This window comes from Bacteroidota bacterium (assembly GCA_037133915.1).
Lineage (GTDB): Bacteria > Bacteroidota > Bacteroidia > Bacteroidales > CAIWKO01 > JBAXND01.
In genome coordinates this window covers 90050-107889 of record JBAXND010000009.1, presented here as the reverse complement: position 1 = coordinate 107889, position 17840 = coordinate 90050, and the positions used below count along the sequence as shown (strand labels likewise).

At 43.3% G+C, this 17840-nt stretch carries 12 protein-coding genes; 5 read left to right on the top strand and 7 right to left on the bottom strand.

Annotated elements, in window-relative coordinates:
* On the bottom strand, positions 1-347 hold a 347-nt coding region (locus tag WCM76_04955; protein ID MEI6764968.1), incomplete at its 3' end, for a hypothetical protein.
* Between the two features lie 148 nt (positions 348-495).
* Between WCM76_04955 and cdaA the strand changes: the two genes are divergently transcribed.
* Entirely contained in the window at positions 496-1290 is a 795-nt protein-coding gene (gene cdaA, locus WCM76_04950) for a diadenylate cyclase CdaA (GenBank protein MEI6764967.1), read from the top strand.
* 472 nt (positions 1291-1762) lie between these two features.
* Here the strand turns inward: cdaA and WCM76_04945 are convergent, their stop codons facing one another.
* The 3 genes from WCM76_04945 to ruvX are packed head-to-tail and all read right to left on the bottom strand — an operon-like array spanning position 1763 to position 3319.
* The gene (locus WCM76_04945) at positions 1763-2314 is read right to left on the bottom strand and encodes a tetratricopeptide repeat protein (GenBank protein ID MEI6764966.1); all 552 of its coding nucleotides are present in this window, start codon (positions 2312-2314) and stop codon (positions 1763-1765) included.
* A 3-nt stretch (positions 2315-2317) separates the two neighbouring features.
* Positions 2318-2890 carry a peptide deformylase gene (gene def, locus WCM76_04940; protein MEI6764965.1) on the bottom strand — a complete coding sequence of 191 codons (573 nt, stop codon included), beginning with the start codon at positions 2888-2890 and terminating at the stop codon, positions 2318-2320.
* 3 nt (positions 2891-2893) lie between these two features.
* Positions 2894-3319 carry a Holliday junction resolvase RuvX gene (gene ruvX, locus WCM76_04935; protein ID MEI6764964.1) on the bottom strand — a complete coding sequence of 142 codons (426 nt, stop codon included), beginning with the start codon at positions 3317-3319 and terminating at the stop codon, positions 2894-2896.
* Between the two features lie 94 nt (positions 3320-3413).
* On the opposite strand from ruvX, the gene WCM76_04930 reads away from it, so the two are divergent.
* The 3 genes from WCM76_04930 to WCM76_04920 all read left to right on the top strand — a co-directional run bounded on the left by WCM76_04930 (position 3414) and on the right by WCM76_04920 (position 5692).
* Complete coding sequence (locus tag WCM76_04930) at positions 3414-4235, top strand: 2,3,4,5-tetrahydropyridine-2,6-dicarboxylate N-succinyltransferase (protein MEI6764963.1); 822 nt, start codon at positions 3414-3416, stop codon at positions 4233-4235.
* Between the two features lie 8 nt (positions 4236-4243).
* A complete protein-coding gene (locus tag WCM76_04925; GenBank protein ID MEI6764962.1) occupies positions 4244-4915 on the top strand; it encodes a YggS family pyridoxal phosphate-dependent enzyme in 672 nt (223 codons plus the stop codon).
* A 90-nt stretch (positions 4916-5005) separates the two neighbouring features.
* Entirely contained in the window at positions 5006-5692 is a 687-nt protein-coding gene (locus tag WCM76_04920) for a hypothetical protein (GenBank protein ID MEI6764961.1), read from the top strand.
* Positions 5693-5932: 240 nt separating this feature from the next.
* Here WCM76_04920 and WCM76_04915 read toward each other — a convergent pair whose 3' ends face one another.
* Both WCM76_04915 and WCM76_04910 read right to left on the bottom strand, forming a co-directional pair.
* Positions 5933-6622: a hypothetical protein gene (locus tag WCM76_04915; GenBank protein ID MEI6764960.1), complete on the bottom strand. Its 690-nt coding sequence runs from the start codon at positions 6620-6622 to the stop codon at positions 5933-5935.
* 77 nt (positions 6623-6699) lie between these two features.
* Complete coding sequence (locus WCM76_04910; protein ID MEI6764959.1) at positions 6700-7863, bottom strand: hypothetical protein; 1164 nt, start codon at positions 7861-7863, stop codon at positions 6700-6702.
* Between the two features lie 313 nt (positions 7864-8176).
* Here WCM76_04910 and WCM76_04905 point away from each other — a divergent pair, with 313 nt between their 5' ends.
* A complete protein-coding gene (locus tag WCM76_04905; protein ID MEI6764958.1) occupies positions 8177-8623 on the top strand; it encodes a hypothetical protein in 447 nt (148 codons plus the stop codon).
* On the opposite strand, the gene WCM76_04900 is transcribed toward WCM76_04905, so the two are convergent.
* Positions 8620-17499: a proprotein convertase P-domain-containing protein gene (locus tag WCM76_04900; protein ID MEI6764957.1), complete on the bottom strand. Its 8880-nt coding sequence runs from the start codon at positions 17497-17499 to the stop codon at positions 8620-8622. The genes WCM76_04905 and WCM76_04900 overlap by 4 nt on opposite strands.
* Positions 17500-17840: the final 341 nt, after the last annotated feature.

Sequence of the window (17840 nt, the reverse complement as noted above, 5' to 3'; positions counted from 1 at the left end):
CCCGTTAAACCCTGAAGACCGGTAGCACCCGTTAAACCCTGAGGACCTTGTGGACCCATGGGACCGCTGCCAAATGTCTGCCATGAAAAGCCGTTCCAGTAAAAGAATTTCACCGAATCGGTATCAAAAACCATTAACCCCTTTTGTGTAATGGTAAGACCGGGCGACATGGCTGTTCTGGCTGTCGATGTCATCCTCGGAACCAAAATACCTTTATTGGTGGAGACAAGGTCCAGAATGGCCTTTGAATCAGGGGTGTTGGTACCAATGCCTACATTGTTCTGAGCAAGCACAGGAAGAGCCATACATGCAATAAGCAGTAGAAGTACACAAAGTTTAAGTTTCATCGGGGTACTATTTTTGAAGTGATTTTTCTTGAGACAAATTTATAACATTTTGCGAATCCTTTAGTATTTTTTTGATTCCATTTCCGCTAAGAACCGGAGTTGAAAGTATTGATTTTTTTCATATTTTTGCACTACTAATATACAAGCATTGACCTCACTATTCATCACCGGTTTTCTTACTTTGCGCTTTCTGGATATTGTTGACATCCTGTTAGTGGCATTGTTGCTTTACCAGCTATTCAGACTGATGCGCGGTTCGGCAGCAATCAACATTTTTCTGGGTATCGTTGCCATTTATGTTTTCTGGAAACTGGTAAATGCACTTCAGATGGAACTGCTGGGCGAAATACTCGGTCAGTTTGTGAGTGTCGGAGTAATCGCTCTTATTGTTGTATTCCAGAAAGAGATCAGGCAATTTCTGCTTATGCTCGGCAAACCCGATTTCTTCATAAAAAAATCAAAAGGTTTCTTTTTCTGGAGATGGAGAATGCATGGTACGCAGCTTCTCGATATTGACCCTTTGGTGAAAATATGCACCACTTTCGCTGCCGATAAAACGGGTGCACTCATTGTAATCACTAAAAAGAATGACCTCGATGAATTTGTAAATACAGGAGAAATTGTTGACGCCCGCATTTCACAGCAGCTGATTGAAAATATTTTTTTCAAGAACAGTCCGTTGCACGATGGCGCTATTGTGATTTCGGGGAACAGAATTCGTGCAGCACAATGCATTCTGCCACTTTACAGAAACGAAGATTTTCCGGCAGGTTACGGATTAAGACACCGTGCAGCGGTTGGTATAACCGAACTTTCGGATGCAATTGCCATTGTAGTGTCGGAACAGACCGGAGATATTGCCTACAGCAAGGGCGCCACGCTTTACACCAAGATTAAACCCGATGCGCTTCAGTATTTTCTGGAACGGGAGTTTGAGCTGTAAAATAAAAGCACATTATTTTTCTATTGATATTTTCCCGTTTTACGCATTGGGACACCCAAAATAAAGTGTTTTATATATTGCCCTCAGCACGTTTTTCGCTGACAGCCTAACGAAAACGTAAGTCTGCCTACTACTATTGTTTTCTTTGAACTTTTGCGCCCAAAAGTTCCAAAACGCTTCATTTTCCGAAGGCGTTTCTCTAACACACAGGCTTACACGGAAAAGTGTTTCAAGCCCATGCTTAAGCCTGGCCCGTTAGTCCGGCTTGAAACCTTTTCCTCATAACGCTGCCGGAAAATGGGTTTCCTTCGGAAATCAGTTTTTGCTTACTACCTTCATTATTGAGTGGGTCACGCTTTTCACAAAGTAAAATCTTAAACCTGTTACTTATATTGCGAAAAGATGAATACGGAATAAAGGAATATTCCTGCACGATAAAAACAAACTTCTTTGTTTAGGAGGCTAAAGCCGATTATTTTTTTGCCTGCTGTGTGGCTGCAATGGAATCCTCTACCCTTTTGATGTTTTCTTCCAGTTGTTTCTGAACCTGCTCGGGTGTTTTGCCCAGATTCTGAATACAAAAATTAGCATCATCAACCAGATCTGACTCCGGATATTTTTTCACGACATCAAGATAAGCGTCGCGGGCCTTTTCAACATTCCCTTTTGTGTTTTCATAGATAAAACCGGTAAAGAAACAGGCTTCGGCCGCACGCTTGTGTTTCGGATATTTTTCAGAAACTCTGCTGAACATTTCAATAGCCTTATCGGGCTGCCCACTGTTCATGGTAACCACTCCGGCGCTGAATAAAAAAGCGGGAGCAAGCGTATCTTCAGGATAACGGTTGGCAAATGACTCGTACAACCGCACAATCTCGGCAGATTTTTCTTTCATCACCTTGCCGGATTTATCGGCAGAGATTTCTTTTTCCATTCCTCTGATTCGTTCAACAAGTTTATCGTGTGTTGAACAGGCAGTGAGCGTTACTGCAATAACAAACAATACGATTACCGATTTTTTCATACGCTATAAATGTTTCTTTTTTTGTGCAGGATAAATCATTTTATATGCGGGTTTGATGTAGCCTTTGCTGATATCCGTAAGCTTACGTTTGAGCAGCACTTTTTTCAGCGGACTCACCTTGTCGACAAAAAGAATTCCTTCAAGATGATCATATTCATGCTGCACTACGCGCGCATTAATTCCGAAAAGGTCTTCTTCATGAAAATTAAAATTCTCATCGTAATAGGTGATATGAATATTTGATTTCCGGATGATGTCTTCGCGCACTTCGGGAACGCTGAGGCAGCCTTCGTTAAAAATCCATTCGTCGCCCGAAACCTCAGTGATATGAGCATTTATAAGTACTTTCTTAAAGTCGGCAGCTTCTTTATAGTCCTCAACATAGGGTGTATGGTCAAGCACTATGAGGCGTATGTTGAGCCCGACCTGAGGAGCCGCCAGCCCGACACCATTGGAAGCATACATGGTATCGTACATGTCTGCAATTATTTTTGAGAGGCCCTCGTGCCCCTTTTCTATGTCTACGGATTTTTTGCGCAGCAGCGGATGTCCGTAGGCAAGTATAGGAAGTTTCATTGGTCAGCTTGTTTTGTAGTTTTGATTTTCAAGATAAGATTGTAGTATAATAGCCGCGCTGATACTGTCGAGCAGAGCCTTGTTCTGCCTGTCCTTCTTTTTCAGTCCGCCGTCTATCATAGCCTGCTGTGCCATTTTAGAGGTGAAGCGTTCATCGTACCGAACAACCGGAATTCCGGGATACAGCGAAATAAGTTTTTTCACAAAAGGCAAAATATATTTTTCTGATTCAGAATCCGTATTATTCATCTGTACCGGCTTGCCCACCACAATGCATTCAACCGTTTCGGCAGCAATATAGTTGGCCAGAAATGGAAAAAACTCAAGCTGATTGTAGGTTCCCTGCGGACTGGCAATCATTTTCAGTTCGTCGGTTACGGCAACGCCTATTCTTTTTGTACCGAAATCAATTGCCATTACCCGTCCCATATGCATATTATAATACGGGTGCAAATTTAGCACAATTTACCGTTGCATTTGCCGTCAGATGCAATTTTTCACTAATTTTGAAAAAACGAAAGTCATGACTATTGACCAATTAAAAGATGCGGTAGAGCTGGCATGGGAGAAGCGCGAACTCCTGAAACAGCCGACGATATGTGATGCCATTCGCGAAGTAATAGACCTTCTTGACAAAGGTGAATTACGCGTGGCAGAGCCTGCTGTAAAAGGATGGACGGTAAACGAATGGGTTAAAAAAGCCGTAGTGCTGTACTTCCCTATTCAACCCATGGAAACAAGCACGGCAGGACCTCTTGAATTTCATGATAAAATGAAATTGAAAACAGGTTACCGGCATCTGGGCGTTCGCGTTGTACCTCACGGCATTGCCCGCCACGGTGCTTATCTGGCGCCCGGTGTGGTAATGATGCCTTCCTACGTTAACATCGGCGCATATGTTGATGCAGGCACCATGATAGACACCTGGGCTACCGTTGGCTCCTGCGCACAGATCGGGAAGAACGTACACCTGAGCGGTGGTGTGGGCATTGGCGGTGTGCTTGAACCCATACAGGCGGCTCCCGTTATCATTGAAGATAATTGCTTTATTGGTTCGCGCTGTATCATTGTTGAAGGCGTACATGTGGAAAGAGAATCCGTGATTGGCGCAGGCGTTGTGATTACAAAATCCACCCGCATTATTGATGTCAGCGGTCCTAAACCTATAGAATATCCGGGATTTGTACCCGCCCGCAGCGTGGTGATTCCGGGAAGCATGCCCAAAAGTTTTCCGTCGGGCACGTATAATGTACCCTGCGCACTCATCATCGGCAAACGCAAACCATCAACCGACCTGAAAATTTCACTCAACGAAGCGCTTCGCGAATACAATCTGGCTGTTTAAACCGAATCATGGGAATTAAAGAACATCTTGAAGAAATAAGAAAGACACTGCCTGCCGGCGTAAAACTCATCGCGGTAAGCAAAACACATCCTGCAGAAGAAATCATTGAATTATACGATTGCGGTCAACGTATATTTGGCGAGAACCGGGTTCAGGAACTCACCGCCAAACAACCCGTCTGCCCCGGCGATATTGAATGGCATTTTATCGGGCATCTGCAAACAAACAAGGTAAAATATATTGCGCCTTTTGTATCGGTGATACATAGTACAGACAGTCTGAATCTGCTTCAGGAAATAAATAAAGAAGCGGCGAAAAACAATCGTGTTATTGATTGCCTGCTTGAAATGTATATTGCCACCGAAGAAACAAAATTCGGTCTTTCGGCCGATGAAGCAATTGCAATTATTCAGTCGGCTCAATACGCTGCCATGGAAAACGTGCGCATCTGCGGATTGATGGGAATGGCAAGTTTTACCGACGACACAGCACTTGTGCGCAGTGAATTCAACGGACTGAAAAACGTATTTGACACGATAAAGAAACTGGATTTTAAAGATAAGGCCGCTTTCGCTGAACTGTCTATGGGCATGAGCAGCGATTACCGCATTGCAATTGAAGAAGGCAGCACCATAGTTCGTCTGGGAACCGTGCTGTTCGGGAAGCGCAATTATAAATAATGATGTTTCGGCGCTTCGATCCGTCGGCTGACGGACTCAACGACCGAAGCTCAGCGAACGACACTCAATGAACTAATTTTATTTACAGGCATGATAAAAAAAGCACTCTACAGTATCATAATTTCCATATTATTTTGTTGCTGCTTACCGGCAAAGGCACAGATTGGGGTAAGTTATTTTTTTCCGGAGCACGGTTCATTCTCTGTTCCTGTTGCGCCTTTCAGTTATACCCAGCAGATAACCTTCAGACGGGTTCAATGGATAAAACTGATTCCGGGCGCAGCCATTTATACCATTGGCGGCATGTCGGTAAAGGGTTTGCCCGACGGTTACAACGGCAACCAACCGCTTATGGGACCTTTCCATTCGGTAATGCTGAGTTTTATGCCGGCCTTGTCGCTGCCACTGGGCAGTGTTGACATTGATTTTCAGGGCGGGTATTTCGGATGCTACAACATCCTGCCTCAAATAAACGAAGGCAACTTCGACCGTATGCTTGCCAAGCGCGAAGGCTGGGATGCCTGCACCTCCGACTTCAGTTTCAAAAACAACATTGCCCACGGTTTCGTGTTCGGCATGACGTTCAACATCTGGATAAGCCGCGACAGAGCCATCTGCCCCGGTGTGATGTATTATATGGGCGGCTCAAAACTTGACCTGAACGGAAGCTATACGGGAGGCAAACTCGGTGATCCGGTGGTAACAAAAACAGCTTCTTTCTCTGATTCAAAACTGAATTACCGCGGATTTGAAGTGCAGATAGGATTGCAGCTGTAAGCGCGGGCGTCCTGAAAAAGAAGGGTAAAAGGTGAAGTCGGGAGTCGTGAGTCGTGAGTCATGAGTCATGAGTCGTGAGTCGTGAGTTGTGAGTTGAGGCGAAGCCGAAATCCGTCTCCTGACGGATCGTGAGTCGTGAGTCGTAAGTCAAAAGATAAAAGACAAGTGAAGAACGAAGAGTGACTGTCCGCCTGTGGCGGACGGCCCGTCGCCTATCTATTCGCGGTAGGTGATTTCTAATTAAAACATCTTTCCAAAGCTGAGGCCACCCCATGGCAACATGAAATGTGTCCGGTTGCCCCATCCATCTCTGGCCAATTCGTCAGAAAGGATAAATGATATTCTATAGAACCAATTATTAGCAGATATTTGATGTCGAAATGATATTTGTGAGGTAATATCTAAAAAGTATGGAGGATCGGGGGGCGCCGCATAGCCAACAGTTCCATTAAAAACACCTTTTTTATATTCCTTGCCCGAAATGTCAGAATTAAAATTGAAATGGTTATCGATGCCCAGTCCTACTTCGAATTTAATCCGCTTCTTCCCTATCAGGCAATTCACTAAACCAAATAACTGCCCACCATTTCCCGATGCATGGTTTCTCGACACACATGGGGTTATACCTATTCTGAAAGTAGTTGAAAAAATATCTTTGCTGAATATTGTCCTTTCATAATTTAAAGAATACAAAAGGCCTTGTCCCGCGCCTTCAAGAAAGACAGCATTCTTCGCCAGTTTGTCTTTATGGTTCTGTCCGAACGAAGCTATCGGCTTTATGACAACAGCAAAGGCAAATATTATAAAGGCAAAGTGAATTTTCATTTTTACAATAATTGGGGTTAACATTCGAGGCGCTGCTTTTTGCGGGGAAAATCCCCGCCCGAACGTACCGTTCAGTGCGGGTGGGGAAACCGCATCCTGCCTCATGACATAACGTTAAACAAGAGAACGACACTTAACATAAACCCTGCTGACAGCTGACCTTTGGAACCGGCCGGTTTTTATTATTTGAATTTTCCATTATTGTCAGTCCTTGTCATAAAAATACTTCCGTTGTAGTTTCCCGTAATAATATTATCGTCATTGTTGTCTTTAATAACATTCACCCCATTATCACTTATTGAACTTCCAAACTTTTTTAGAAATAATTGGTTACCATTCGCATCAACCTTTAATAGTATTATGTCTGCCTGCATAGAAGCAGCATCGTAGGAAGAACCTGTAATAATAAATGAGCCATCAGCATTTTGTTTTATAGAGTTCCCTGACTCCGATAAATTGTTTAAACCAAATTCATTTTCCCAAATTACATTTCCCTGATTATCCGTTTTTATAATCATTACATTCGTGTAACCACCCGGATTATATTGTCCACAAGTAACCAAATCTCCATTTGATAATTCAATGGTCGAGTATCCCCATTTCCAGACCGGACCAATAGTCTTTTCCCATAACAATGTGCCATTTGCATTTAATTTTAAGAATAATAATTTTCTTCCCGTTGGACTATTATCCTCATTTGTTCCTGTTATCAAATACTCTCCATTTTGGGTCTCCATTAAATGAAAGGGATCTTGTTGTTCAGGTTCGGTATAAGACTGTGTCCAGAGAGTATCACCGTCCGGATTTACTTTAATTAAGTAAATATCACAAAATACTGAAGTAGTATCACGATATGAAATACCGCCAATTAATAAGTTACCATCCTGGGTTCTGATAATTTGATAACCATAATCTTCTTGTTTACTTCCAAAAGTTTTTGTCCAAAGCGTATCTCCGGTGGCATCGGTTTTTACAAGAAGAATATCCCAGGAGGATGTCGAATAATTCCTTGATGTACGACCGCAAATATAAAGTTCATGATTTGAAGATTCTGTTATTGCAGAAGCCCGGCAGTTATTTCCGGCATAAATATCTTTTCTCCAAATTTGATTTCCTGATTTTGAAATTTTCAGAATACTGATATTCGTATCATTATTACCGCAAATTATGACGCTGCTGTCAAATGCAATTAAAGTCGAATTATCATTCGTCCCAATCTGTCCACTAAAAGTATAATACGCAGGAGTTGAAGTGTCTTCTGAATTTGATGTTGTTTGATTGTCATTATTTTTCTTACAAGAAGAAAGAACGACCATTATCAGAATGAACCATATTTTTAGTCTCATGATTCTAAAATTACAGACCGCTTGTTTGTTCCATCCTCCCTCAGTATTAATACAGGCTCACACGTCAGTCATAATCCTGCCAGATGTAACATTATAATAAAACTATCCGCTGTCTTGTTCACCGTAAATATATAAAATATTCGAATACCAAAAGCGGGATTTTGAATTTTAAATTGTTTGTTTTCGCTTTAAACACAAGATATTGGTCTTCTTCACTTTTAGCACAGGGATTCCTCATTACGCTTCGCTTCTTTCGGAAAGCCGGTATGCTTTAGATATTTGCTGCACAAGCAGGCGGCTACGCCGCCTGCTTGTGCAGCTCCCCTTAAACACAGACGATGTCATTCCGAACGAAGTGAGGAATCCATATACCCCATCCGGCAATCCCATTCATACGCAGCCTTCATTCCAAACATGCCTTGCTTCAAATCAAACTGAGCTTGCTTCAAATCCACATAGCCTTGCTTCAAATCAAACTATGCTTGCTTCAAATCCACATAGCCTTACTTCAAATCAAACTATGCTTGCTTCAAATCCACATAGCCTTACTTCTATTCAAACTACGCTTGCTTCAAATCCACATAGCCTTACTTCTATTCAAACTACGCTTTCTTCTGTTCAAACATGCCTTGCTTCAATTCAACACTGCCTTGCTTCAAAAACAACTTTGCTTACTTCACATACCATTGTCACAACAAATAAAAAAAAGCCCCGCAGTTTCCTGCAGGGCTTTTGTATGTTCAGCGAACTATCTTATTAGTTCACTATCAGTTTTTCGGTATGGGTAATCGTACCGTTGCTTACGCGTACAAAATACATTCCTTTGGCGAAGCCTGTGAGGTCGATGGGTTTGCTTACAATGCCACTGCCATTAACACTCTCCGAATAGATATTCTGTCCGGTGATGTCGTAGATTTCCATTACAGCGTTTCCGTCCATGCCGTTCACCGTAAGGTAGAACATACCGTTCGACGGGTTGGGAACCACACTGATGGTCACATTATCATTCACCTCATTGATACCTGAACAAGGATCGAAGGTTACGATAATGGTGTCATAAACCGTGCAGCCGTATTTGCTTACTCCAACTGAAATGTTGTGAGCGCCCATTCCAAGACCAACGGAATCAAGCGTGATGGATGGTGTGGTTGCAGTAGTTGACCACAGATAGGTGGCACCTGCATTATAAGCATCCAGCACAATAGACAGATCAGCACAAAGTACAGTGTCCACTCCCAGATTTACAACAGGAGCAGCCATAGCAGCAACACTCACCCAGTTGGCCGTGTCGCCGGTGCAACCGGTTGACTGGTCGGTGAATGATGTGATGAAGAAGTCGGCATTGGTATATACCGGTGTTGACATCATGAAGGGGCTGACCGTAACAAGTGTGTCAGGTAATACAGCAGGACTTCCACCCTGAGGAATCATGGTAAGACCATGAAGCAGCCAGGGACCTGTTCCGCTGAGGGTAATGTAGAAGTTCACGGTTGAACCGACACAAACGGTATCTGTTGATGCGGCAATGCTGGCTGTCGGAATCGGATTCACGGTGATGCCAATCCAGTTTGCAGTATCATTCGTACAACCTGTAGCATTATCGGTGAATGTTTCAATATGATAGGTTGCATCCCCTGTTGGTATATCATACAGCGTGAACGGGCTGACAGAAACAGTTGTATCGGGTAATGATTGCGGAGCGCCACCCATTGGAGTTTTGGTAAGACCGTGCAGCAACCAGGGACCTGTTCCGCTGAGTGCAATTGAAATAGGAACTACCTGACCTGCGCAAATGGAAGCACTTGGTGTGCTGACAACTGCTGTGGGCAGAGGATTAACCGTAACATTGTAAACAGTCGGGGCTATTCCGGGGCAGCTGTTCAGATTATTGTAGTTTACACTGATGGTTTGCGGACCTGCATTGTTCCAGGTAACGGTAGCTGTACTGTCAGTTAAAGTCCCGCCGCTTGTTATAGTACCTCCGGCAGAAACTGACCATACATAATTGCTCATGCCGCTGTGTGTTTTATACACCACACCGCTGCTTGCCTGGCAAAGATTGTTTGTACCGGTAATAACAGGAACCGGAGCAGGATTAACATTTACGGTAACAGTGCTTACAGCAGTACATCCGCGAGCGTCAGTTACTGTGAGTGTGTAAGTAGTAGTAACGCTGGGCGAAGCAACAGGATTCTGAACAGTTGGTGAACTCAAACCTGTTGTTGGTGACCACGAATAAGATACAATGCTGTTTGAAAGTGGCGGGAAGTTAAGGCTCCATTTGTTGAGTGTAGCCTGATCGCCGGAGTATAAATCCTGAATCTTGAGTTTCCATGTACCGGTTGCTGTGCCTGTAAGCGTGGTGAAACTGCCTTCAGGTAAGAATGTTCCGGTAAAAGGAGCCGTGCCGGCAGTGATTGATGTTCCTGCGCTCATTGAAAATACTGTGTGTAAGTAATTATCACCACTTCCACCGTTCTCCGAACTCAACAATGCTGTACTGCCGTTAGGCGCAATCAGCGTGAGAACCAGGTCTGATACGTAGGTATGTTTCAGGCTGTCAATAACGGCCGTCAGTATCTGGTTCGCTGTACCGGGATATGTGGAGATAATCTCACTGGTGGTTGTTCCCGGATCGGGGGCGACCAACACTGTATCTTTGGTAAACGAACTCGGGATAGTACCATGCACGGTAGTGTACGAATGCAGAGTCGTTGAAGAACCCTGGCAGATGGTAGTATTCGTCGGTTTGATAGAGTCAATACTGGGTGATGCAGAGGTAAGTACCAGTGTACCCGGCAAGGAATCATTAAGATGATTCTGGTCCAGATTCCAGGTAAAATACGAATCAAAAGTGTATGTACCCGCAACAAGCATATTGAATGCTGTGGTAAAGGTTACATTGATATTCTGACCTGTTGCAAGATAACCGGTATTGAGCGTATAATTATAGGTCTGAGGATTCGGACCCGTAACAGTTCCCGTAACAGTAACCGGTGTTACATTAAAACGAACGGTATCAATTCCGGGGTTGCTCACTTTTACGATAAACGACTCATTGGCGCTGTAGCATGTTGATGATACCGGCGATACAATAGACGAAAGCTGGAGATCCTTTGTAATCGGAGTATATTCATCAGCACCCATGTCTGGGGTAGTAAGATTCCTGACATCATTATCAAAATCATTGGGAACAGCAGCAAGATAAGTGGCTTTACCATTTACATTGCCGTTGTTGATAAGGATATGCAGATTTGTAGCAGTGGTAAATCCGGGGTTAAGGCTGATGGAATTCGCATCCTGCCCTGTTCCGGTTTGCCATGCACTCAGGTTTGCTCTGTCTGAACCAATGTTACCCAGGTTCGGTCCTGTGAAATAATAATCGTTATAATTAATAGTTGAGAACACCGTGCTGGCAGCCCCTGAATATACACAGTAACGATTTACACCAACGGTTTGAGTGTTGGCAAAAATGTTGTTTTGTACATCGATAGCGGCCGTAGCAGTAACATTAGAAGAAATATTCAGACATGCCGGGCTTCCACTTGATGAATTTTGGTTGGTTGCCATGTTCACCGAGTTAAAATACAGTTTGTAACCGCCGCCTGCATAAATGAAAATACCATAGCCGTTATCGGCCGAAGTATATCCTGTATAACCGTAAGAAGCCACATCCGATATCATATTATTTGCAATCAGGATATTGCTTGTAGTTGAAGTGCCACCCAGATACATCCCATTAGAACCATAGCCGAGTGCATTTGTATTTTTAATATCCGTAATGGAGTTCTTCACAATAGAACCGTTGGTTGCAATTGAGCCCAACTGTATGCCGGTTGTTGTTGAGCTGGTTGAAGTCACAACACCCAGAATGGTATTTCCCGAAACCGTGAAATTATCAACATTCTGGAGAATCATACCTCTGTATCCAAGTTTGCTGGCAACAGTGGACGAACCAAATGTATTACCCGTTATGGTAAGGTTCTGATCGTAAGGAGTGGTAGCAAAGCCATTGTGATATACGGCATTTTGCATTTTCGTAATAAGGTTGTTCTGAATGGTGGTATTATCGTTTGCGAATTCGGCCGCACTACCGAATGTAGTACCGCTTCCGATAACGATACCGGCTGCAGTTGTTGTAGAGCTGTTACCTGTAATGATACAGTTTTTAACCGTATTGTTGGTCGCGCCGCTTCCTACACTTCCAATCCAGATAACACCGGATGAAGTACTGGTGCCGGTATTGCTTATTGTCAGATCTCGTGTTGAGGTGCCGTTGTTTGAACCATCAATGGTTACGTAATCAGTACCCAGAATTTTAATGATGGTAGAAGCCGACGAACCCGTGATTGCTGCTGTAACACCGGTTGCCGGTCTAAGGGTGATGGTGTTTGTAGCGGAAACTCCGGCTATCTGGTTAAATACAATCGGGAAGGTTTCGGCTGATGAAACATAAGCAGCATTAAGTTCAAGAATAACAGGACCGCAGATGCCGCTGCTGTTCATATCAGTTGTTGCAGCAGTAAGTGTTGCATAGGTTCCCGCAGGGCCAATAACCACTGTACCTGCCAACCCGGTATAAATTCCGGTTTCGGTTTTGGAATCGTTGGAGGTATTACCGTCGGCAACACCATTAGGAAGACTGGTTGTGGCAACAATGGTATAGGCTGTACTTCCTGCAAAGGTATAAGCGGGCGTAAGTGTTACATTGGTGGTTGCACCCGGTGCAAGTGTACCGGTCCATGAGAATTGTGTTTGAGGTACACTGTTCACCGACCAGTCAATTTTAACTGATGTGAGGTTGGTACCACCGAAGTTTTTAAGTGTAACAACTACATTCTGGCTTCCCGGGCAATAGGCACGGTTAACTGCAAAAATTCCGGCATCGCCACTTGCAAGTGTGAACTCATCGGCTCCCAGACAAGGAGGATTGTTACGAACGTCACCATCAATATCAGTGGTAATCCCTGAAATGGTTTTGCCATTATGGTATACACCAACGGAAGCTGTGTGAAGATCAATTGTTGAGGTAAATGCAGGGTCAACGTTTATAGAGTTGGTATCTTTGGCAGTAGCCGTTTTCCATGCGCTCAATGATGCAACATCAGCAGAAGCAATATAACCAAACACACCCTGTGCACCTGATACATAATAATCATTGTAATCAATTTTGGTGAAGGCGGTATTGGCAGCAGCTGAATAGATTGCGTAGTTCTTTGCCGAAGAGTTATTCGGGTTGTTCATTGTATTTTCAAAGATGTTATTCCTCAAATCAACGTTGGTAATGGTTGAGGTATATAACAACATTGCAGTAGTAAGGGTACCGGTATTGTACGACAGGTTGCCACTCATAAAAACAGAGTTGAACCACACATTAATACCACCGGTTGTGCCATCGAGGAAGATACCAACAGGTGATGAAGCACCAAACCCTGAGTAACCGTCGCCTTTAATCTCGGCAACCATATTGTTTGAGAGGGTTATGTTGCTCGTTGTACTTCCTGTATTCACATAAATACCTCTTCCACCATAACCACCTGTTCCGGTGTATTCAATATTTCTGATTACATTCTTGCTGACGGTGGTATTTACGGTTGATGTATTTAGGTTCATTCCATAAGGTGTACTACTCGAATAAACCACTTTGAAAATGGTATTGCCACTGATGTTACCACCATCAATATAGCTGGTGTAAAGACCGGTGTTACCGATGTAGTTCGAAGCTGTGCTGCTTCCGATACTGTTGTTCAGAATACTTAAATTATTATCAACGCCTGTTGAAGAAGCAAGTGCGTAGATACCGTAGTATGTTTTCTGAATGTCGCAGTTCTGAATGGTGTTATTGTCATTGTCATTTCCTGATGAACCAAGACTTGATGATGAGCCAAGGAAAACGCCGTACAGACCGGATGTAGTTGCAGAGCCACCAAGAATTACACAATTCTTAAGAACATTATAGGTTGCGCCAGTGGCGGTTCCTGTACTGCCAAACCAGAATGCCGCAGCACTTGAAGTGTTGGTATCCTGAATAATAAGATTGCGTGAAGTTGTTCCGTTATTCGAGCCATCAAAAGTAATGTAATCGGCACCATTCAGCCTGATAGTTCCGTTGGCACCTGATTTAATGCGTGCATTTACACCGCTTGCAGGTTTGAATGTAACAGTATTGGTAGCACTGCTTCCAAGATTGGCATTGATTACAATGGGGAAGGTTTCTGCAGCACGATACAATGTATCAAGTAAGGTATAAACAACCGGACATGAGATAACCTTGGAATTAAGGTCGGCAACAGCAGCGGTTATGGTTGCAAAGTTTCCGCCGGCTCCAATGGTGAAGTTACCACAGATACTCGGAAGTATTTTATAGTAATTAATTGTTCCGCCTATCGGGAAGGCTGCTGAAGTGAGATTTACATCCGTAGGAACGGCTGCAAAAGTACCGCTGTTTAATGACAGGTTAGCAGGTACGACTTTATCCTGAGCAACCACAAAATACTGAACAGTATCGCCAACAGCTACGCCGCCAAAAATAAGGCTCTGGTTAATGGTGAAATCAAAGGGAGTTACCTGACCGTTGGCTTTCACATATTTCCAGCCATCGGTACCGTTTGTATTATCATTAAATGTATTGGCATTTGTTTTTTTCTTGAAATAGCAACGTGCACGAAGAGCGGTTGTAGTATCAACACCACTTGGGTCAATAATACTTACATTCGCGAAAGGCACCGTTGTGGTACTTGTTGTATTGGCAAGTGCAGTGTAAGAAATGCCCGGGCCTGTCAAATCCATTCCGGTGAAATTGCCTTCGTCGGCACCAATATCAACACCGCTTCCTGCGCCGGCATAACCTGTTTCGCCCCAGCGAATGTCACCGTCAAAGTCGTTGGTAACAGCAATGGGTGTTGTGATTCTTATACCACCACTCTCGCACTGTGTACCAACAGCGTTGGTAAGATGCAGGTTGTAAGGAGCCGTAATAATATTGTTGAAAGGCGTAGTTGATTCGGTTACTGAATTGGCATCTCTGGGAGCAAGACCAGGGACTAACTTATAATTTGCAAGCGTCTGGTATGCCGTAGTGCCATCGTAGAATATTACGTTGTTCGCACCCGGTGTGCCTGCATAAAACAGGTTATTGTTGGATGTCGAAGCATACGATGTTAAAGTGGTTGTGCTTCTTCTGTATGCAACTGTATAACCGGTAGAATTCGGAGTGCTTCTGTTCACGACAATATTATTGCGAAGATCAATAGTCGGCGTAGTAGATGCATTGATACCGCTTGAACCAAAAAGAGTACCGGTGCTGCTTGCATTCAGATAAATGGTATTGTAGTACACATTCAACGTGGTTCCGCCTGAAAGGTTAATCCCAATAACAGCATTTGCGGCATTGGCAATCGGCGCTTTGAGGTCGGAAATAAAGTTGTTATATATATAATGTGTAGTACCGGTAGTTACAAAAATACCGGCAACTGACCCGCCCGCTGCGCTTGCATTGAGGTTGTACACTTCATTTTTATAAACGGTGCCGTTGGTTGACGACAGGTACAAACCGTATGCAACCGAACTTCCCGAAGTGGAAAGATCATACACTTTGTTGCTGTAGGCTGAGTAATTGGTTCCGGCCAACTGCATTCCGTAAACGGTTCCACCTGCAGAAATTGTATTAACTATGTTGGTATTAATATTGGCAGTGGTAACCGATGTACCCAGATAAATTCCATAAAAACCGGCACCGGCTGTGACACTATTCACTTTGCATGATGCCAGGTTAACAGTAGTACCGCTTGAACAATAAATACCGTAGGAAAGTGTTGATCCAACCGTAACTGTAGAAACAATAAGGTTGTTAATATCTACGGTGTTCCCGGTGGTAGAATAAAGACCATAGAAAATGTTACTACCGGCAGTAATCGAAGTAACGGTATCATAAGTAATGGTCTTATTCTGGCCGCTGCCGGTGCTTGTGTAAAAACCATAAAACGACGTTGCGCCATTGAGGGTTATATTACTGACCTTATTATTACTGATGGTTTCGCGTCCGGATGATGGTGAACCGAAATTGTAATATCCATAAAAGCTCGCACCTGCTGACAGCTTGCTGATATTGTCGATTCGGTTGTTCTGAACCATGACGTAAGATGAACCTACATTGCAATACATAGCGTAAAAACTTCCGGTTGTAGCAAGGCTTGTACAATTGATAATCCTGTTATTGTTCAGAATCACTGAATCCGGATAACCGCCCGAGGAAATATTCAATGCAATAGCGTAAAATGTTCCTGTGCTTGTTGTACCTGAGATATTTTGCAGCAGGTTGTCAGAAATGGTGACTTTTCGGGTACCGCTAACCGCGGTGACAATGCCGCCCACCTGGCTTCCCACGGCACCCTGTGCCAGTGAAATCGTGTCAAATGTTATCGTCGCCACGCTATTTACAGACGATGCGTGATAGATGCCATACAATGTACTTGCACCGACAACCCCGCCACCTGCAAGGTTGTTAATATTGTTGTGCATTAGTTTTGCATTATTCTGATACCGGGCATAAATGCCGTAAGAGGTTGCTGCACCACCGGCAAAGTTGTAAATGCGGTTGCCTTTGGTTGCCCCGATTTCATTGCTCTGATCATAAAGTGCATAAGGAGAAGTACCATCATTATAACCATTAATATAGATACCAATGAAAACGTTGCTGATAATATTGCCATCGAATTTATTGAAGCTATTGGCATCCCCTACCGCAGTAATGGTAAGTACTGTCGTAGAATTGGCAATATGATTATTCACATAAATACCAACTGAGTTAACATTGGTTCTGTTGAGTGAGATGATACAGTTTTTAATCACATTATACTGACAGCCGTTAAATGGAGCTGAGTTTGTTTGTTTCAAAAGTGCAATTCCCCACTCCATCTGAGTAGTGGCGGTCACGTTTGCAGCATTCTCGAGCAGCGTAAAGCCATCAAGTGTTACATAATCCGTACCGGCGATTTTTATAATGCCGTCGGTAGTTGTGTTAATACCTGTTCCGGCAGTAATTGTATAACCGCTGCCATTAAATGTCAATGTATTGGTTGCACTTGTTGTAGTGGTATACAGTACAATTTCGGAGCTGGTTTCCGAACCGCCGGTCTGACAGTTAAACACGGTTGGTCCACAGAGTCCGTAAGCGTTCACACTATCAACAGCTTTTTTTACGGTAGGAAACGTGCTGCCCGGTAAGGCACCAATAGTATAGGTGCCGTTGAACTTCACGATAAGTGCACTGTTTGCGGCATTATTAAGCGGGTTGATATCACCCGTATAATTTGCCACGATAGAGATGTTGTGCTTTCCGGGTTTGTTTCCGAAATTGCCCAGAACTACAAGTTCCGAACCACCTCCGGCAAGAGGTGCAAGCGTGTTTACCGTCGCGATAAGAACGCCATCCAGATAATAATTCACGGGCACAACGCCATTCGTAGGATTAACAGCATCGGCGTTTGTAACTAAAATAGTTACCGGATACGTGCCGTCGCAAATAGTTCCGCCGGTGGGTGTAATACCTGATACACTTACATCCGTAGAGAACTGCGCAAAAGTCTGTGTAAGACCCAGAGCACAAATAAGTAAAAAAGTAAATAATTTTCTCATAATGGTGGGGTTTTAGGATTTTCTCATTACAAATGTATAACAAAACACACCTCTTTTAATTGGTGTTGATAACTATCAGTAAAACTTCAATTACTATCTAATAGCCGCTAAAAAACAGCCATATAGAGCTATTTTATTTCATTTCGTATAACATAAAAAAAAACGAAATATCGAAAATCTAACAAAGTTTTAATCTTATGGCAATATATTTAATATAATAGATGTATCGGTAATTCCTCCATGAAGATTTTATATCTCTGAATAATGAAAGCATGCATTCTGGCGCAAGCAATTACTCGAATAAATTGCAAAACGTTATTGAATTATATAAGAAAGTGAAT

Excerpts from the sequence above, each read along its gene's own strand:
- WCM76_04945 (MEI6764966.1), bottom strand. The coding sequence starts at position 2,314 with ATGAAAAAATCGGTAATCGTATTGTTTGTTATTGCAGTAACGCTCACT.
- WCM76_04910 (MEI6764959.1), bottom strand. The coding sequence starts at position 7,863 with ATGAGACTAAAAATATGGTTCATTCTGATAATGGTCGTTCTTTCTTCT.
- WCM76_04915 (MEI6764960.1), bottom strand. The coding sequence starts at position 6,622 with ATGAGGCAGGATGCGGTTTCCCCACCCGCACTGAACGGTACGTTCGGG.
- def (MEI6764965.1), bottom strand. The coding sequence starts at position 2,890 with ATGAAACTTCCTATACTTGCCTACGGACATCCGCTGCTGCGCAAAAAA.
- WCM76_04930 (MEI6764963.1), top strand. The coding sequence starts at position 3,414 with ATGACTATTGACCAATTAAAAGATGCGGTAGAGCTGGCATGGGAGAAG.
- ruvX (MEI6764964.1), bottom strand. The coding sequence starts at position 3,319 with ATGGGACGGGTAATGGCAATTGATTTCGGTACAAAAAGAATAGGCGTT.
- WCM76_04925 (MEI6764962.1), top strand. The coding sequence starts at position 4,244 with ATGGGAATTAAAGAACATCTTGAAGAAATAAGAAAGACACTGCCTGCC.
- WCM76_04920 (MEI6764961.1), top strand. The coding sequence starts at position 5,006 with ATGATAAAAAAAGCACTCTACAGTATCATAATTTCCATATTATTTTGT.
- WCM76_04900 (MEI6764957.1), bottom strand. The coding sequence starts at position 17,499 with ATGAGAAAATTATTTACTTTTTTACTTATTTGTGCTCTGGGTCTTACA.